This is a genomic window from Lactobacillus paragasseri, from assembly GCF_003584685.1.
GTDB lineage: Bacteria > Bacillota > Bacilli > Lactobacillales > Lactobacillaceae > Lactobacillus > Lactobacillus paragasseri.
In genome coordinates this window covers 1,710,610-1,726,358 of record NZ_AP018549.1, presented here as the reverse complement: position 1 = coordinate 1,726,358, position 15,749 = coordinate 1,710,610, and the positions used below count along the sequence as shown (strand labels likewise).

The 15,749-nt window shown below is 34.2% G+C and carries 13 protein-coding genes and 1 pseudogene; 8 read left to right on the top strand and 6 right to left on the bottom strand.

Annotated features, from left to right (window positions below):
• Positions 1–1,194: a L,D-transpeptidase family protein gene (locus LpgJCM5343_RS08435; RefSeq protein WP_101891113.1), complete on the top strand. Its 1,194-nt coding sequence runs from the start codon at positions 1–3 to the stop codon at positions 1,192–1,194.
• Positions 1,195–1,235: 41 nt separating this feature from the next.
• Here the strand turns inward: LpgJCM5343_RS08435 and hflX are convergent, their stop codons facing one another.
• Both hflX and LpgJCM5343_RS08425 read right to left on the bottom strand, forming a co-directional pair.
• Positions 1,236–2,516: a GTPase HflX gene (hflX, locus tag LpgJCM5343_RS08430; protein ID WP_049151201.1), complete on the bottom strand. Its 1,281-nt coding sequence runs from the start codon at positions 2,514–2,516 to the stop codon at positions 1,236–1,238.
• A gap of 791 nt (positions 2,517–3,307) precedes the next feature.
• The gene (locus tag LpgJCM5343_RS08425) at positions 3,308–4,750 is read right to left on the bottom strand and encodes an APC family permease (protein ID WP_049151200.1); all 1,443 of its coding nucleotides are present in this window, start codon (positions 4,748–4,750) and stop codon (positions 3,308–3,310) included.
• Positions 4,751–4,983: 233 nt separating this feature from the next.
• On the opposite strand from LpgJCM5343_RS08425, the gene LpgJCM5343_RS08420 reads away from it, so the two are divergent.
• Together LpgJCM5343_RS08420 and LpgJCM5343_RS08415 are read left to right on the top strand one after the other, a co-directional pair.
• A complete protein-coding gene (locus LpgJCM5343_RS08420; protein ID WP_049151199.1) occupies positions 4,984–5,730 on the top strand; it encodes an ABC transporter ATP-binding protein in 747 nt (248 codons plus the stop codon).
• A 19-nt stretch (positions 5,731–5,749) separates the two neighbouring features.
• Positions 5,750–7,618 carry an ABC transporter permease gene (locus tag LpgJCM5343_RS08415; RefSeq protein WP_049151198.1) on the top strand — a complete coding sequence of 623 codons (1,869 nt, stop codon included), beginning with the start codon at positions 5,750–5,752 and terminating at the stop codon, positions 7,616–7,618.
• A 41-nt stretch (positions 7,619–7,659) separates the two neighbouring features.
• Here the strand turns inward: LpgJCM5343_RS08415 and LpgJCM5343_RS08410 are convergent, their stop codons facing one another.
• Positions 7,660–8,310 carry a histidine phosphatase family protein gene (locus LpgJCM5343_RS08410; RefSeq protein WP_020807518.1) on the bottom strand — a complete coding sequence of 217 codons (651 nt, stop codon included), beginning with the start codon at positions 8,308–8,310 and terminating at the stop codon, positions 7,660–7,662.
• Positions 8,311–8,352: 42 nt separating this feature from the next.
• The gene (locus tag LpgJCM5343_RS09640) at positions 8,353–8,568 is read right to left on the bottom strand and encodes a hypothetical protein (protein ID WP_003652595.1); all 216 of its coding nucleotides are present in this window, start codon (positions 8,566–8,568) and stop codon (positions 8,353–8,355) included.
• Positions 8,569–8,668: 100 nt separating this feature from the next.
• Between LpgJCM5343_RS09640 and LpgJCM5343_RS08400 the strand changes: the two genes are divergently transcribed.
• A complete protein-coding gene (locus LpgJCM5343_RS08400) occupies positions 8,669–9,013 on the top strand; it encodes a hypothetical protein (RefSeq protein ID WP_003652598.1) in 345 nt (114 codons plus the stop codon).
• A gap of 91 nt (positions 9,014–9,104) precedes the next feature.
• Positions 9,105–9,869, top strand: a complete 765-nt coding sequence (locus LpgJCM5343_RS08395; RefSeq protein ID WP_049151196.1) for an exodeoxyribonuclease III — start codon at positions 9,105–9,107, stop codon at positions 9,867–9,869.
• A gap of 62 nt (positions 9,870–9,931) precedes the next feature.
• On the opposite strand, the gene LpgJCM5343_RS08390 is transcribed toward LpgJCM5343_RS08395, so the two are convergent.
• Both LpgJCM5343_RS08390 and LpgJCM5343_RS08385 read right to left on the bottom strand, forming a co-directional pair.
• Entirely contained in the window at positions 9,932–12,007 is a 2,076-nt protein-coding gene (locus LpgJCM5343_RS08390; RefSeq protein ID WP_049151194.1) for a PTS sugar transporter subunit IIABC, read from the bottom strand.
• Positions 12,008–12,033: 26 nt separating this feature from the next.
• Positions 12,034–12,726 carry an N-acetylmannosamine-6-phosphate 2-epimerase gene (locus LpgJCM5343_RS08385; protein ID WP_049151302.1) on the bottom strand — a complete coding sequence of 231 codons (693 nt, stop codon included), beginning with the start codon at positions 12,724–12,726 and terminating at the stop codon, positions 12,034–12,036.
• A gap of 131 nt (positions 12,727–12,857) precedes the next feature.
• Between LpgJCM5343_RS08385 and LpgJCM5343_RS08380 the strand changes: the two genes are divergently transcribed.
• The 3 genes and pseudogenes from LpgJCM5343_RS08380 to LpgJCM5343_RS09625 all read left to right on the top strand — a co-directional run bounded on the left by LpgJCM5343_RS08380 (position 12,858) and on the right by LpgJCM5343_RS09625 (position 15,639).
• The gene (locus tag LpgJCM5343_RS08380) at positions 12,858–13,676 is read left to right on the top strand and encodes a MurR/RpiR family transcriptional regulator (protein ID WP_020807512.1); all 819 of its coding nucleotides are present in this window, start codon (positions 12,858–12,860) and stop codon (positions 13,674–13,676) included.
• A 129-nt stretch (positions 13,677–13,805) separates the two neighbouring features.
• A pseudogene (locus LpgJCM5343_RS09710) lies at positions 13,806–15,084 on the top strand (D-alanyl-D-alanine carboxypeptidase family protein); the annotation flags it as partial.
• Positions 15,064–15,639 carry a L,D-transpeptidase gene (locus LpgJCM5343_RS09625; RefSeq protein ID WP_431844630.1) on the top strand — a complete coding sequence of 192 codons (576 nt, stop codon included), beginning with the start codon at positions 15,064–15,066 and terminating at the stop codon, positions 15,637–15,639. The pseudogene LpgJCM5343_RS09710 and the gene LpgJCM5343_RS09625, both read left to right, overlap by 21 nt.
• Positions 15,640–15,749: the final 110 nt, after the last annotated feature.

Sequence of the window (15,749 nt, the reverse complement as noted above, 5' to 3'; positions counted from 1 at the left end):
GTGTCCGAATTTCGGGGGTCACTACATAACTATCGTAAGTGGCTAATAGGTATTTTAATTTGCTTAGTAATTGTTTTAATAGCTTGGTTGGTAGTTGGATATATCCAGTCAAAAAGAAATGCTGAAGCGGAAAAATTTAATGCTAGTCACTTTAATTCAAATGTTGTAATTTATAATGTTCCAGTCGGCAAACTAACTGTTAAAAAAGCTACTGCTAAAATAAATGAGAAAGCTAAAAATAGTGCGGTTTTAAAAGGTGACGAAGTCATTTTAAAGAAGAATAGCGATAAAGTAATTACGAACAAAAAAGTTCAATCTTACTTTGAAGAACAACATACTCGCTACCCTAGCCGTAAAAAATGGAATTTTCAGAATACTGAGCTCTTAAAAGCAAAAGAAAAGTTAAATCAGATTAAAGATCGACAAGTAAAATATACGGTTAATGGTAAGTCTTTTGTATTTAAGCGGTCGGAAATTTTTCCAACGGTAACTTATGAAAATGATAAGTATGTTTTTTCAGATACAAAGATCTTAGCGAATAAGATTAGCAGTATTAATAAAGAAGTATCTACACTTCATAAATCTTATGACTTCCAATTGCCAAATGGTCAAGTTACAAAAGTAAAAAATGAAAGTTATGGTTGGGCTATTAATGAGAAAAAGCTTGTTGCTGCTGTTGAAAATGCTTTAGTCAATAATACGCAAGAGCTAAATGGTAAAAACTATATCTACGGTGAAGGTTTCAGTACGTATGGAACTGGATATGGCTTAAGTAATAATGGAATTGGAAATAGTTACATTGTTGTTTCTTTAACTGATCAAAAGCTGTGGATATATAAGAATGGTAAGTGCGTGGTTACTTTAAACACGATCGTTACTGGTACAGTTGAAACTAAAATTGCTCATAAAAACTTAGAAACACCTACTGGAGTTTGGTATATCCAATATAAAGAATCTCCAAGTGTCTTAAAGGGAACAAATGATGATGGTTCTAAATACTCAGTTGATGTTAAGTACTGGATGCCATTTACTTTAACTGGTTGTGGCTTTCATGATAATAGCTGGCGAAAAAACTGGTCTAAGACTGCTTACCTAAATGACGGATCTTATGGTTGTGTAAACTTAAAACCTAATGACGCGCCAAAAGTGTGGAATAATATAGAAAAGAATGAAGCAGTAATCATTTATAAATAATACGAAAAAAGAGTAGATTTTAAATCTACTCTTTTTGTCTGCTATACAGCATTTACTTTAAATTTTTCTAGATCTTTTGGAGATAGCCTTACAGTAACGTGAACGCCGTCGTCTTTAAAGTCTTCACTTAAAATTTGACCATATTCATGTAAGTAAGCTAAGTTCTTGCCATCTGAAAGTGGCAATACTAAGTTTATTTTTTCGTAATTATCAAATACTTTTTTGACAATTAAATTAGCTAACTGCTTAATTGATTCGGGATCTTTAGCGGAATATAAGATATCATTTCCTTCAATTTGAGGATAATTACGTTCTGTTAAATCAGCCTTGTTATAAGCGGTAATCATTGGAACATCAGTGATGTTTAACTCATTTAGAACTTTTTGCGTGGTTTTAATCATTTGAACCATATTATGATCCGATGCGTCTACTACATTAATGAGCAAGTCGGCGTCTTTTGCTTCCTGCAATGTAGCTTTAAATGACTCAACCAGATTATGAGGGAGCTTAGAAATAAAACCAACGGTATCTGAGAGAATGAAACTTAAATCATCCTTCAAATCAATTCGTCTAACGCTAGTATCTAAAGTCGCAAAAAGCATGTTTTTTGCGAAAACCTGCTTTTTATTGGCTTCGTCACTAAAAACATTTAGCAATTCATTCATCGTTGTTGATTTTCCTGCATTAGTGTAGCCAACCAAAGCCACTTGAGGCAGACGAGAATTGTTTCTTCTAGCAGATTTGATTTCTTCTTGTTTACTGATGTCTTTTAGCTCTTTCTTAATTGCGCTAATTTGTTTACCAATAGTACGTCTATTTAATTCAAGTTTAGTTTCCCCAGAACCACGGTTGGCGAAACCGCCACTTGCTCCACCAGAACCACGTTGCTGGTCTAGATTATTTTCAGAAGGATGAAGCCGAGGTAATTCATACTGTAATCTTGCAAGTTGAACTTGTAATTTGGCTTGTCGACTCCGTGCTCGATTAGAGAAAATTTCTAAGATTAACTCTGTTCTGTCTAAAACTTTAAGCTTTGTCATGCCCTCAATATTTCTGATTTGAGTAGGAGACAATTCATCATTGATAACTAAGACTTTAGCATGTAATTCACGGGCCATATTTTTAATCTGGTTAAGCTTCCCCACACCAAAGTATGTACCTGCGACAATATTTTCAGCCTTTTGACTTCCCTGGCCGACAACATCTAAGTTGTTTGCGAGAGCTAATTCTCTTAGTTCTGTCATATAGTAGTCAAAATTGGGATCGTTTAAATTTACGCCAGCGATAAAGGCTTTAGTCTTTTTTGGTTGATTGTCGATCAAATAATTCACCTGCTTTCATAAATTTAGTTTTTATATTGGATAAATAGCTTAGAAAATCATCATAACCATTCCTTTATTTGATAGTATGAAAATTATAATTTCTTTTTAAATAAAAATCAATTTTAAAGACAAAAAGGCCACTTCGATTCCGAAGTGACCTTAGGATATTTGAACACGGTAATATCCGAATAGAGATAATTACTTTAATTAACCGTGCACATAAATATGAGTGGAGTATATAATTGCTATTCTGATATCATAATAAATCTTACACTTCTCAATGAAATTGAACTGACTGTATCAAAGGTAGTTATTAAGAAAATCACTTAAGCCATACATAATTATGGGGGAATAGGAAAGCTCACGACTTAAGGGTATATAGGGTGACAAATATATTATCTTTGTAATACATAGTTTAAACTGAAGTCATATATTAAGATACGATTCAGCTTCCTGAAGAATTTAGTTAAACTGTATTTTACTAACAATTAGTTTCACTATTTTCAATTTTATTGAACTATAGACGGGAAAAAGTAGTGAAAATAGTGGATAGGTATTACGACTCAGAATATCAAAAACTTCTTCTTAATATATTTACTAGATATTTATATAAAGTAACAGCAATTAAATATATTGTTATTTATTGCTTCTCTATGAAGACTGTCTTCATTTATAAATATAAGACCTTATAAAAATAATAGCAAATAAAAGAGCTTTCATAAATTGTTATGTTATTGAAGCATAATAAAAGCCAAATCATTAATCGATTTGGCTTTTTTAATAGAACTAACTTAATTTTCTTTTGACCTTTGCCACTTAGCAATTAATGGTAAAACAATCCCTAGTCCAATCATTAAAAGAGGTTCGACAATGTTTAGGATTAGCATATGCCACCAAGTAGCTGAGCCAGCCTTAGCATCAATTGGAACGATACCAAAAGTTGCGCCAGTAACTGTAATAATCAAACACCACCAACCAACAATAACAGCAAAAGTCTTGTTTTTGATAAATACATATTGTGATGGGAATTTTTCTGGGTGAAGTCTGATCTTAATAAAGGCCCAGAAGAGTAGTCCGGTAACATATGGTGATACAATTCCGTTTAAATTAAGTAATTGATTGAAGATGTCATTAACTGACGGAAGAGTAGCACTTAAAAATAGTAAAACGGAGCAAATTCCAGTTGTTAACCAGTAACCGTTAATTGGTAGCCCATTTTTATCAGTCTTGGTTAATTGCTTAGGTAGATACTTTTTAGCAGTATCTGATAAGAAAATTCTTGCACCGCCATCTACTAAAACAGCTAGTTGTGCAAGCATATAGAGAGCTTGGGTAATAATAAAGGTATATAGGAAGAATTTACCCATTCCGAATTTTTCACCCATTGCTTGAAAGGCATAGTAAGAACCATTCATCTTTAAATCATCTGGTAAGTGGTGTGCATTAAAGAAGACACCGAGAGCAAAAGAGCCAAAGATTGTTAGAAATCCAGTCATGATTGCAAGCATGTACATTGCTTTAGGAAAGTTTCTAGGTCCATCTTTCATTTCAGTAACGTATGGCGCAACGAATTCAGCTCCATTCATGGCGAAAATTAATAAGCCTAATGACATTAAGAATTTCATATCAAAAGTTGGCAAGAAATTCTTAAAATGGAATGGCTGCGTAGCAATCGTGCGTCCTTCGCCGAGGTAGACAATAGTCATGATTACGAAAAGAATAGTCATGATAAACATTGCTCCGCCACCGATAATGGATAACCATTGCAATGAATTAGCAAATCGGTGTTGGAAAAATATAAAAATGACAAAGATAATTGCAGTAAATAAGGCAAAAGCCCAATTACTCATTTCCTTGTCACTTAATGCGTGTCCTTTAAAAAGCCATGCAAAGGAAACAACGGTAGAATTTGCTACATCAACTAAGTAAGGCAGAGAGACTACCCAGTAGCACCAGGCAGTAATATATCCCATTTTGTCTCCAGAGGTATGTCTTAGCCAAGATGATAAACCACCGCCATCATCAGAAAATGTTGCACCTAATTGTCCAACGATTAGTTCATAAGGAACAACAAATAAAATTAATAATAAAATCCAGTCACTAACAACAGCTAACCCTTGGTTTTGAAAGTTGTAAGTAATATCATCAAAACCAATAACTGTAACAAAGTCCATCAGTGCAATTACCGGCCAGGTTAGTTTTTTACGTTTTTGAGCTTCATCAAAAGTATCCATGTTTCCTCCTAAAAATCCTATCTTACTTTATTTATTTAAATTTAGGAGGAGGGTTGAAGAAGTAGCTTCCCTGCATACTAAACCTCTTTTCGTATTTTAATTACAATACCGTTTTCTATTATACAAGAATAAAAGTTCAAAAAAATGAAAAACAGGCTTTACTTTTTATGCTTGTGTCTGTATTATATAGTGTAACAGGTACGTAATACACTATAACAAAAAGAGGAGTAATCATGGGTGAAGTAGTTCAAGTTCAAGACATTACCAAGACTTATGGTAAGAAAGGTGAGAAACAATACCAAGCTTTAAAAGGCATCAGCTTTGATGTGGCACGTGGCGAATTCGTTGGGATCATGGGGGCTTCTGGCTCAGGTAAAACAACTTTATTGAATATCCTTTCAACTTTAGATCAACCAACTACAGGAAATGTTTATATCAATGGTCGCGATATTACTGGTTTAAATAAGAACCAAATGGCCGATTTTCGTGGACAAGAGATTGGTTTTATTTTCCAAGATTTTAACTTATTAGAGAACTTAACTAATCGTGAAAATATTGCACTTCCTTTATCACTTCAAAATGTGAAGACAAGTGCAATTAATCCTAAAGTTGATAAAATTGCTAAGCGATTAGGGATTGATCATATCTTAAATAAATATCCAGCAGAAATATCTGGTGGTCAAAAACAACGTGTTGCAGCAGCGCGGGCGTTAGTTCATGAACCAGCTATTCTTTATGGGGATGAACCAACTGGAGCACTTGATTCAAAGAGTGCTACAGAACTTCTTGAAACCATGAAGGGGTTGAACGAAAAAGATAAAGTATCAATCCTGATGGTAACTCACGATCCATATTCAGCTTCATATGCTAGCCGTATTCTTTTTATCAAGGATGGTAAGATTGGTAAAGAAATTAAAAAGGATGGCAAGAGCCGCGAAGAATTCTATCAAGAAATTATTGCGGAATTAGGTAGACGTTAATACTAGGAAGGAAATAATTATGCTTTGGAAATTATCATTAACCGGAATTAAAAGCCGGTTCAAAGACTATTTAGTTCTTTTTTCTGGCTTAACTTTTGCTAGTGCAATCTTCTACATGTTTATGACTTTAGCAACTAATCCTGCTTTCTTAAAAGGCTCGTTAAGTATTGCTTTCCAAATTACTCAAATTGTTTTTGGCTTTGGGATTGCGCTTTTATCAATTATCACTTTTGTTTATATTGTATATGCTAATAGCTTTTTGCTGAGCATGCGGCAGAAAGACTATGGGATGTACATGATGCTAGGTGCTAGGACTAGTAAAATTGGAAGACTGATTTTTACTGAAACACTTGTTGTTGGTTTATTAGCTACTTTATTAGGAACTGTTCTAGGAGTTGCTTTAACGCAAGGCGTTTCTAGCATTTTAATCTCACAATTGGGCTTACAAATTCATAAATTTGTAGGATTCTATTTACCAGCATTACTTTGGACAATCGCATTTTTTGCAATTTTATTCTTCTTAGCTGCCTTCTGGAATCGTCATAAGTTAGTTAAATCGAATATAATTAATTTACTTCATGAAGATCAAAAACCAGTTAAATTACATAGAAATAAATTATGGAAATTTATTGAGGCACTATTAGGTATTGCATTACTTGTCACAGGTTATTGGGCAATGATGCATGCAGCAAAATTAGGTACCAAAACCGTTCCCATTGCTTTCTTTACAATTGTTTTCGGTTCTTACTTTACTTTTGATTCCTTCTTTACAGCAATTATTGATTTACTTCGTAAGAACTTATCTTTCAAATATCGAAAACTTCATTCCTTTACTCTAGGTCAATTGAAGTTTAGATTAAGTGACTATACTAGAATTTTATCAACCGTATCATTACTATTTGCGCTTGCTTTAGGAGCAATTACTGTTGGCTTGAACTTCAACAATATGACTGAACAAGCAATGCAAAGTAGTTATTATGATGTTGTTTTATACAACCATAATCAAAAAGTAGATAATCAATTAAAGAAAGTTTCTGTAAAATCTACAACTCATTTTGACTATAAGATGGTCGTAGAAGGTAAGGGAAAAGAAAAGAATCGCGTCCTTTACATTTCTGAAAATCAGCTCAAGAATAATAAGATTATGTATCAGCACTATTCACGTAAAAATGACGTGAACCACTACGATACTAGACGTCTTACTGTTAATGATTTTAAAAATAAGAAGTCAGATGTTGCAGCAGAGGGTGAATATCAATTAGTATCTCTTACTCCGTATATTGACGCTCAAGCTAAGGTTGTATCGCAAGCTCAGTATGATCAAATTAAGGCTAAAGTAAATAAGATTGAGCTTTTAAGAGTTAATAATTTTAGAAGTAATTTCAACAATATTGAAAAATTGCAAAAATTATCAGTAAATCAAATGATTAGTTCACCAGAGGCTGAAAAAGATGGAATTAATGTAAATCTTTCTAATTCAAAATCTGCTCAATATCGTCTAGTTTCAAGTATGACTTCTGGTTTTGAATTTATGGGTTTCTTCTTAGGACTAGCCTTTCTAGCAATGCTTGCCTCAACCTTGATGTTCAAGGTTTTATCTGGTGCAAACAGCGACAAGCCAAGATATCAAATGCTTTGGAAAGTTGGAACGAGAAAGAGCTTATTGAAATCATCAATTGCTAAAGAAATTGGAATTCTGTTTGCTTTACCAGCAGTTTTAGGTGTGGTAGACGTCCTATTCGGACTTCAATTATTTAAATCCATCTTGGGAATGAATACATATGACAAACTGTGGATACCATTTACAATTTTCGGAGTGCTTTACGTAATTTACTACCTATTAACAGTGATTTTATACCAACATATTGTTTTACAAAAAGAAGATTAAGAAAAAGACTTCATCAAAAATTGGTGAAGTCTTTTTTTGCGTTAAACTGACATTTTATTATAAGAAGCAATTTTCATATCTTTATCAGTCATATTCATAATTGTAATTGATGCGTTTCTTGGACCGTGAGCCAAGTTGTATTTGCCAGGCGCAAAGCGAGAAACAATACTTCTAATGGTAAAGCCATGAGTAACAAGTAAAATGTTTTCAGCACCATCTAATTTACTGATTAAATCAAAGCCTTTGTTAACTCGGCCCCAATATTCCTCCGCATTTTCTGCTTCATGATATGGGTCTGCTTCTTTCATGTAGTCTTTAATAGTATTGATATCAACTTTTTTAAGGAGTTCATCTCTTCTTGGATAGCCATGGGGGCCACCAATCATGCGCCAAGCTTCATCAGAATTCATTCCTTCAAAAAAGCCATAGAATTGTTCCCTGAAAAATGGCGTTGCGATATGCTGCAACTCATCACGGTTGCAATTTTCATTGATAATGTAGTCACAAGTGTCGCTAGCTCTCTTTAAATCGCTTGAAATAGCAATATCAAAAGGAATATCGCTTAAAGCTTTACCAGCATCTTTTGCACCCTTTATTCCTTCATCAGTTAATGGGGTGTCACACCAGCCCTGCATTTTGTCATAGCGGTTGATATAAGTTTGACCGTGACGGACGATATAGATTCTTTTCATGATAAAAATCTCCTTGAATTACTTACTTTGATTATATCAAACCTAAAAAATTAAAATCTTAAAAGGCGTATACAAAAACAGAATTAACAAGATGCCCACTATAATTAAGAGAATAGTATTTCTTTTAGTCAGTTTTTGATGTTTTTCTTCGGTGATTTTATTATTTCTAAAATCACTACTTACTTTAATTTGTCGACCTACAAGAATAGCAATTAAAACTAGGTAAATAAATAGGCCAATTAGTTCGAATGTTCGCATTGTGATTCTCATCTCTCCTTGTGATAGAAACATTGTATCAAAAATTTTGAATATTAAAGCTAAGTATACTAACTTAAGAGATGAAAGAAGAGGAATTATTATGAGAGTTACAAAATTAGTAATAGGAATTTTGATGATTGTTTATTCTGTATGGCTATTTATTCAAGGTTTATTAGGTGGATTTTTAGGAATAATTGCTGACAAAAATATGTTAGCAGGGATTCTTGGCATTCTCCTTTGTGGCTTATTTATGGCAAGCGGGATTGTCTATATTTCAACTGAAAATAGTGACGGTCTAGGCGGTGATATTGCTGGCTTTGCCATGATGATTGTTGCCGGAATTTTAGGCTTTTTCGGCGGAACATATGCTGGTTTGATTTGGACTGGAATTTTAGCCTTGATTATTGGAATTGGCTTCTTTGTATGGCATTTGAAAACTAGATGAGAGAAATCGAAATATTTTATCTGTTTGAACCAACTATGTACAATAAAAGGTGAGAGAGCTGACTAGTAAGCTTATAGAAAGAAGAATTATTATGAAATTTATGTCTTGGAATGTAAATGGGTTGCGTGCTGCGTTGCGTCATGGCTTTGTTAATACTTTTACAGACTTAGATGCAGATATCTTTGCCATACAAGATACTCGCGTAGAGGCAAATGAAGTACAAATTGACTTACCAGGCTATTATCAATACTGGAATTATGCCAAAAGAAAGGGCTATGCTGGTACTGCTGTCTTTACTAAAGAAAAGCCAATTACAGTCGCAAATGGATTCGGCGTTCCAGAAGTTGATGGCGAGGGTAGAAGTATTACTTTAGAATTTCCAAACTTCTATTTCATTGATGTCCAAGTTCCATTCTCTGGAGAGAAATTGCAAAGATTAGATTTTAGAGAATTGTGGGCACAAATCTTTAGAAATTACGTTACTAAGTTAATGCAATATAAGCCAGTAATCATTGGCGGGGATATGAGTGTGGCTCATGAGAAGATTGATTTAGCAGAACCAGATGACAATCACCGTCATGCAGGATTTACTGGAATTGAAAGAAAAGAATTTTCTGAATTATTGAATGCTGGCTTCATCGATACTTTCCGTTATTTCCACCCAGATGAAGCAAAGTATACTTATTGGAGCTATCGTGAAGATGCTCGAGCAAAGAATATTGGCTGGAGGCTAGATTACTTCTTGGTATCACATAACTTAGAAGATAAGATGATCAATACCAAGATTTTAAACAACATTATGGGATCAGATCATTGCCCAATTGAATTAGATTTAGACATTAAAACAGGAAGATAATTTTCATTAGATAAAGAAAAATGCACCTCGTAGTTATACGAAGTGCATTTTTTAATTCGATATTATTTAGTTAATGCAGAGTAGACATCGTCATGAGGTCCAACTAATTGTCCACTAGTTACGATATCTTCAACTTGTGAAACTCTGTCATTGCTGTTAGTAATCAAAGTCATCACAACTGGATCTTTTCCAGCATCCTTGATTTGTTCAAGGTCCATTTCAATTAATTGTGTTTCAGGAGTAACTTGCTCGCCTTCCTTAACTTTCATTGTGAATGGTTTGCCTTGAAGTTCAACTGTATCTATTCCAAGGTGAAGCATTACTTCTAGGCCAGATTTTGTTTTAAGGCCAATAGCATGTTTCGTCTTGAAAATCGAAATGACAGTAGCATCAACTGGGCTGTAGATTTTTCCGTTTTCTGGTTCAATTGCAAACCCTTCACCCATCATCTTTTGTGAGAATACTTCATCTTTAACTTGGGTGATATCTTCAAATTTACCTTTTACGGGTGCTTTAAAAATAACTTTTTCTGACTTATGAACAGTTTCTACTTTAGTAGAAGCAGATTTGTTAGTTTTATCCACTTGTGGATTATTTGCTGGCTGCATGTCAGGATGAGTGATAATGTCATTAATTTCTTGGCTATAAAGATCGGCTTTTCCACCGAAGATAGCTTGAACCCCTCCAGCTACTTTCAAGACACCTGGAGCACCTAGCATCTTAAAGACATCATCATTAACTAAGTTATTGTCTTTTAGTGAAACTCTTAATCTTGTTGCACAAGCTGAAACAGTTTCGATATTATCTAAGCCACCTAATGCTGAAATAATTTCGCATGATTCATTGTAAAGCTTGTCATCAGTCTTAGGACCAGCTGCCATAATTTGATCGGCAGCTTGATTATCTTCAACAACCATTCCAGGGATGCCAACATGGAACTTCTTAATGCAAAAAGTAAATACAAAGAAGTAAAGGAAGAACCAAATAACACCCATAATTAAGACGTTTGGCCAATTGGTTTTATCTCTTCCTTGTAAGACACCGAAGAGTAAATAGTCAATTAAACCGCCAGAGAATGAATTACCAATTCTGATATTCATGATGTCAGCTACATAGAATGAACAGCCATCAAGAAAGGCATGAATAACGTATAGCCAAGGTGCTACGAATAAGAAAGTATATTCAATAGGTTCAGTAATACCAGTTAAGAAAGAGGTTAGACCGCCTGAAAGGTATAAACCACCATTAGTTTTACGGTTTCTCTTAGGTAAGCAAAGATACATTGCTAAAGCTGCACCTGGAAGACCAAACATCATTGTAGCAAAACGACCAGCAAAGAATCTTGTACCATAGGTAAATAAGCCATGATGGTTAGGGTCAGCTAATTGAGCAAAGAAAATATTCTGTGCACCAACAACAGTTTTACCTGCAACATCCGCAGTTCCACCTAATGCTGTGTACCAAAACATTGGATAGATAGTATGGTGAAGACCAACTGCTCCAGTTAAACGAAGCAAAAATCCATACAAGAAACTACCAAAGCTTCCCATTTTAGCAATTGCATAACCAGCACTAGTTAAACCGCTTTGAATTGGTGGCCAAATGATAAAGAAGATAGCACCAATTACAATAGCTGCAAGGGATGAAATAATCGGTATAAATCTTGATCCGCCAAAGAATCCTAGAAATTGAGGTAATTCAACTTTACGATAGTGGTTATGAAGATAAGCGACTACGCATCCAATAACGATTGCTCCTAAAACACCAGTATCAATAGTGTTTTTAGGTGAAAACATTTGTAGCAAGCCTGAAATTGTTGCGGTATAAACTAAATAAGCTACACCACCAGCCAGGCCAGCTGTACCTTTATCTCCCTTAGCAAGACCAACAGCTAGTCCAATTGAGAAGATAAGCGCTAAATTATTAAAAACTGCACTACCGGCGAAGTTCATTACTTTTAAGATGGTTTGAAGCCATTCTTGATTAAGCCAAGGATAAGCACCAACGGCTGCTTTATTTGTTAGAGCACCACCTAAACCTAAAAGCAAACCAGCTACCGGTAAAATGGCGATTGGAAGCATGAAGGCTTGACCTAGTTGTGAAAAGGCCTGCCCAACATGAGAAAATTTCTTAGACATGATTAAGCCTCTTTCGTTATGATTTATTATTTTTCAAAAACAGAAGTGAAAGTTTTAGCAATTTGAAGTGGGCGAGTAATCGCACCACCAACTACAATTCCTGCTGGATTGATATCAATTACTTGCTTTAATTGTTCTGGAGTGTGAATTTTTCCTTCAGCAATTACTGGCAGACCATCATCGACTAAAGCTTTAATTAAATCAAAATCTGGATGGTCAGTCTTAGGACTTTCCTCAGTGTAGCCAGAAAGAGTAGTACCAACAAAATCTACGCCTGCTTCATAGGCGTTTTTGGCTTCTTCAAAGTTTGAAGTATCTGCCATTAAAAGTTGGTTTGGATATTTAGCTTTAATTTCTTTAATAAATTCAGTTACTGTCTTGCCATCATGTCTTGGACGTAAAGTGCAGTCAAGGGCAATTACTTCAACGCCAGTTTCCATCAATTCGTCTACTTCTTTCATAGTTGGCGTAATGTATGGTTTTTCCGGTGGATAATCTCGTTTAATAATTCCGATCATTGGTAGATCGACTACTTCTTTAATTTGTTTAATATCTCTAACAGAGTTTGCTCTTAAACCTGTTGCACCAGCTTCTTGAGCAGCTTTTGCCATTAATGGCATAATGCCGCCTTCTTCAGTATAGAGTGGTTCGCCAGGTAAAGCCTGACATGAAATAATTAAACCACCATGGATTTTGTTGATAAATTCTTCCTTGTTCATTTGCAAATATACTCCAAATTAATTTAATTCTGGAGTTTTCCTCCCAAGAAGATAATATAATGAATTTAAATATTATGCAAGCGTTTTCTAGTAAAAACATGATATAGTTATTAGGACGAGGACGTGAGAAAATGGAATTTATTCAGCTTTACAATCAAAATAAAGATAAATTAACGAAGTCAGAAAATAAATTAGCTAACTATATTGCTGCTCATACTGAGCGTGTAATTTATGACACTATTAAGTCACTGGGAAAGGCGACCAATACGGGAGATGCTACGATAGTTAGATTATGTAAAAAACTAGGCTATTCAGGTTTTTCGGATTTAAAAATTGCTTTAGCGCAAGATTCAATGATGACTACAGCTAAGAACCATGATGGAGCTCAGACAAGTTCCCAGCGAAGTAGTAAAGTTTTAATTTCTTCAATAGAAAAAACAGAAGAATTAATTAATCCACCTACTCTAAAAAAAGCAGTTAGTTTATTAGCTAAAGCTCAGCGAATTCATATTTTTGGAGTAGGACATTCCGGTGAGTCTGCTAGAGACTATGAGAGAACATGGCTAAGAATTGGACTAATTGCTAATGCAGAGTCGGATCCTCATATTCAAGTCCAAGTTGCAACCTTGCTGAATAAAGACGATGTAGTAGTTGGCTTATCTCTTTCAGGTCATACTAAGGATACGTATGATTCATTAAATGTTGCTAAAGACTATGGAGCAAAAATCCTGGCAATTACCAATGATCTTACTTCTCCAATTGCTCAATTAGGGGATGTGAGTTTACAAACGTCAGTTAGTGAGTTTATGAGTATTGGTAGTGTAGCAGGGCAAGTCTCACAATTATATTTGTGCGACGTTTTAGCTAGAGAATATGAAAAGCGTAATAAAGTTGATGTAGATAAAATTAAAGAACGAGCTCTTGCAGCAGTTATAAAGAAATCTATTTAAATAAATATAGGAAAACGTCAAGTATATACAATGTACTTGACGTTTTTTGACTCCTTAATAAATTAAAAAAGATGGTATAATGTGCCTAGTTTTTTGCTAAAATTTTATTTAATACAGGGAGAGAAAAGAATGAGAAAAAATAAAGTGAAATTGGTTTCAATCATATCATTATTGGTATGTATTTTGATTTTTTTGATTAAACCAATAACCGTTAAAGCAAGTAGTATTAATAATTACAATCAAGAGCAAGTAGAATTACAAGCAAAGTCTGCAATTGCAATTGATTTAAAGAGTGGGCAAGTTTTATATGCAAAGAATGCAGATAAAAAATTACCAGTTGCGTCAATGTCAAAGTTAATTACCATTTATTTAACATTAGATGCAATTCATAATAAAAAGTTATCGTGGAATCAAAAAGTAAAACCAACAAAGCAAATTGTAAAAATCAGTAATAATCCAGAATATTCTGGTGTTCCATTAAAGTTAAATCTTGGTTATACAATTAAGCAATTATATGAAGCTACTTTAATTCAATCTGCGAATGGCCCGGCTATGCTTTTAGGACAAGCAATTAGCGGATCGCAGCAAGCTTTTGTTAAAAAGATGCGGAAGCAGCTAGTTTCGTGGAATATTGGGGGGGGCAACGCAGCTCCTTACAGCCAATGGATTGCCTAATTACACTCTAGGAGAAGAAAGGTTTAAGAATAAGTCTAAAGATGCAGAAAATACTTTGTCAGCATCTGATATGGCAATTATAATTTCTCATTTATTGAAAAAATATCCTCAAGTATTAAATACGACAAAAGTTGCAAAAAGCTCTTTTGTTGACGGTAAAACTATTACGCCAATGCAAAATTGGAACTGGATGTTAAAATGATTATCTCAATATGATCCTAATTATCCAGTAGATGGATTAAAAACAGGAACTACTGATGCGGCTGGAGCTTGTTTTGCGTCTACGATGAAAAAGAATGGTAGACGTTTAGTTACTGTAGTAATGGGAGCGCAGCATGCTAGTGGAGATGATCCATCAAGATTTATCCAAACTAAGAAATTATTAAAATATATTTTTGACAATTATAGTAGTAAGAAGATTAAACAAGGATATAGCTTTGCTTCAGTAAGAAAAGTTAAAGTTGTTGATGGTAAAGAAAAATCTGCTCCAGTTTATGTAAAAGAATCCGCTGTGGTTTGGCTTCCTAAAAAGCAACAATTATCTAATTTAAAAGTTAAATTTTCAAAAAATACAATTCATGCGCCTCAAATTAGCGGTAAAACAGTTGGAAGATTTTATTTAATTAATACACCAGTACTTAATAGTAATAAAGATGTTGCGATTAAAGCGACAGTTCACCAGGATGTTAAACAAGCTAATTTTTTGGTAAGAATATGGAATAGACTTTTTAACCAGCAACAAAATTCACATGAAAAGGCAAATTCGAGTGTAACTACAGCTCAAAAAGTAAAAAAATTTCGACCTTATCAAGATCCTAAAGACTTGGTAAAAGCTGGTACCTGGAATAAAAAGAGTGAAAATAAAGAGCAACCCGATTTGACAAAAGTTAAAGACCTTTGGATTAGAGTTTCTCTTAAAGGAAATCGGACTTATATTATGAGTGGCAAGAAGCCGATTTATACTATGCTTTCAACTGGAGGAGTATATCATAAAAATAAGTCTGATACGCCAACAGGAACATATCATATCCAGCATGAGCGTGGAGCTGCTTTTTATAATCATAAATTAAATGAGGGAGCTAAATATTATGTTAGCTGGAAGGATCATGGAGTATATCTATTTCACTCGGTTCCAACTAAGTCAGATGGTTCTATCAATAAAGAAGAAGCTAAAAAACTTGGTAAGAGTCCAGGTTCTCACGGATGCATTCGCTTAAGCATTCCCGATTCAAAATGGCTTGCCGCAACTGTTCCTGCTGGCACTAAAGTTGTCATCAAAAATCTCTAAAAAAACAGCCAAACTACTTTGATTAAGTAATTTGGCTGTTTTGGTATCTACGATACCGATTATTTTGATTACCAAAAAGTGGAAGGCATAAAGGTTGCTTAAGTCTTTAT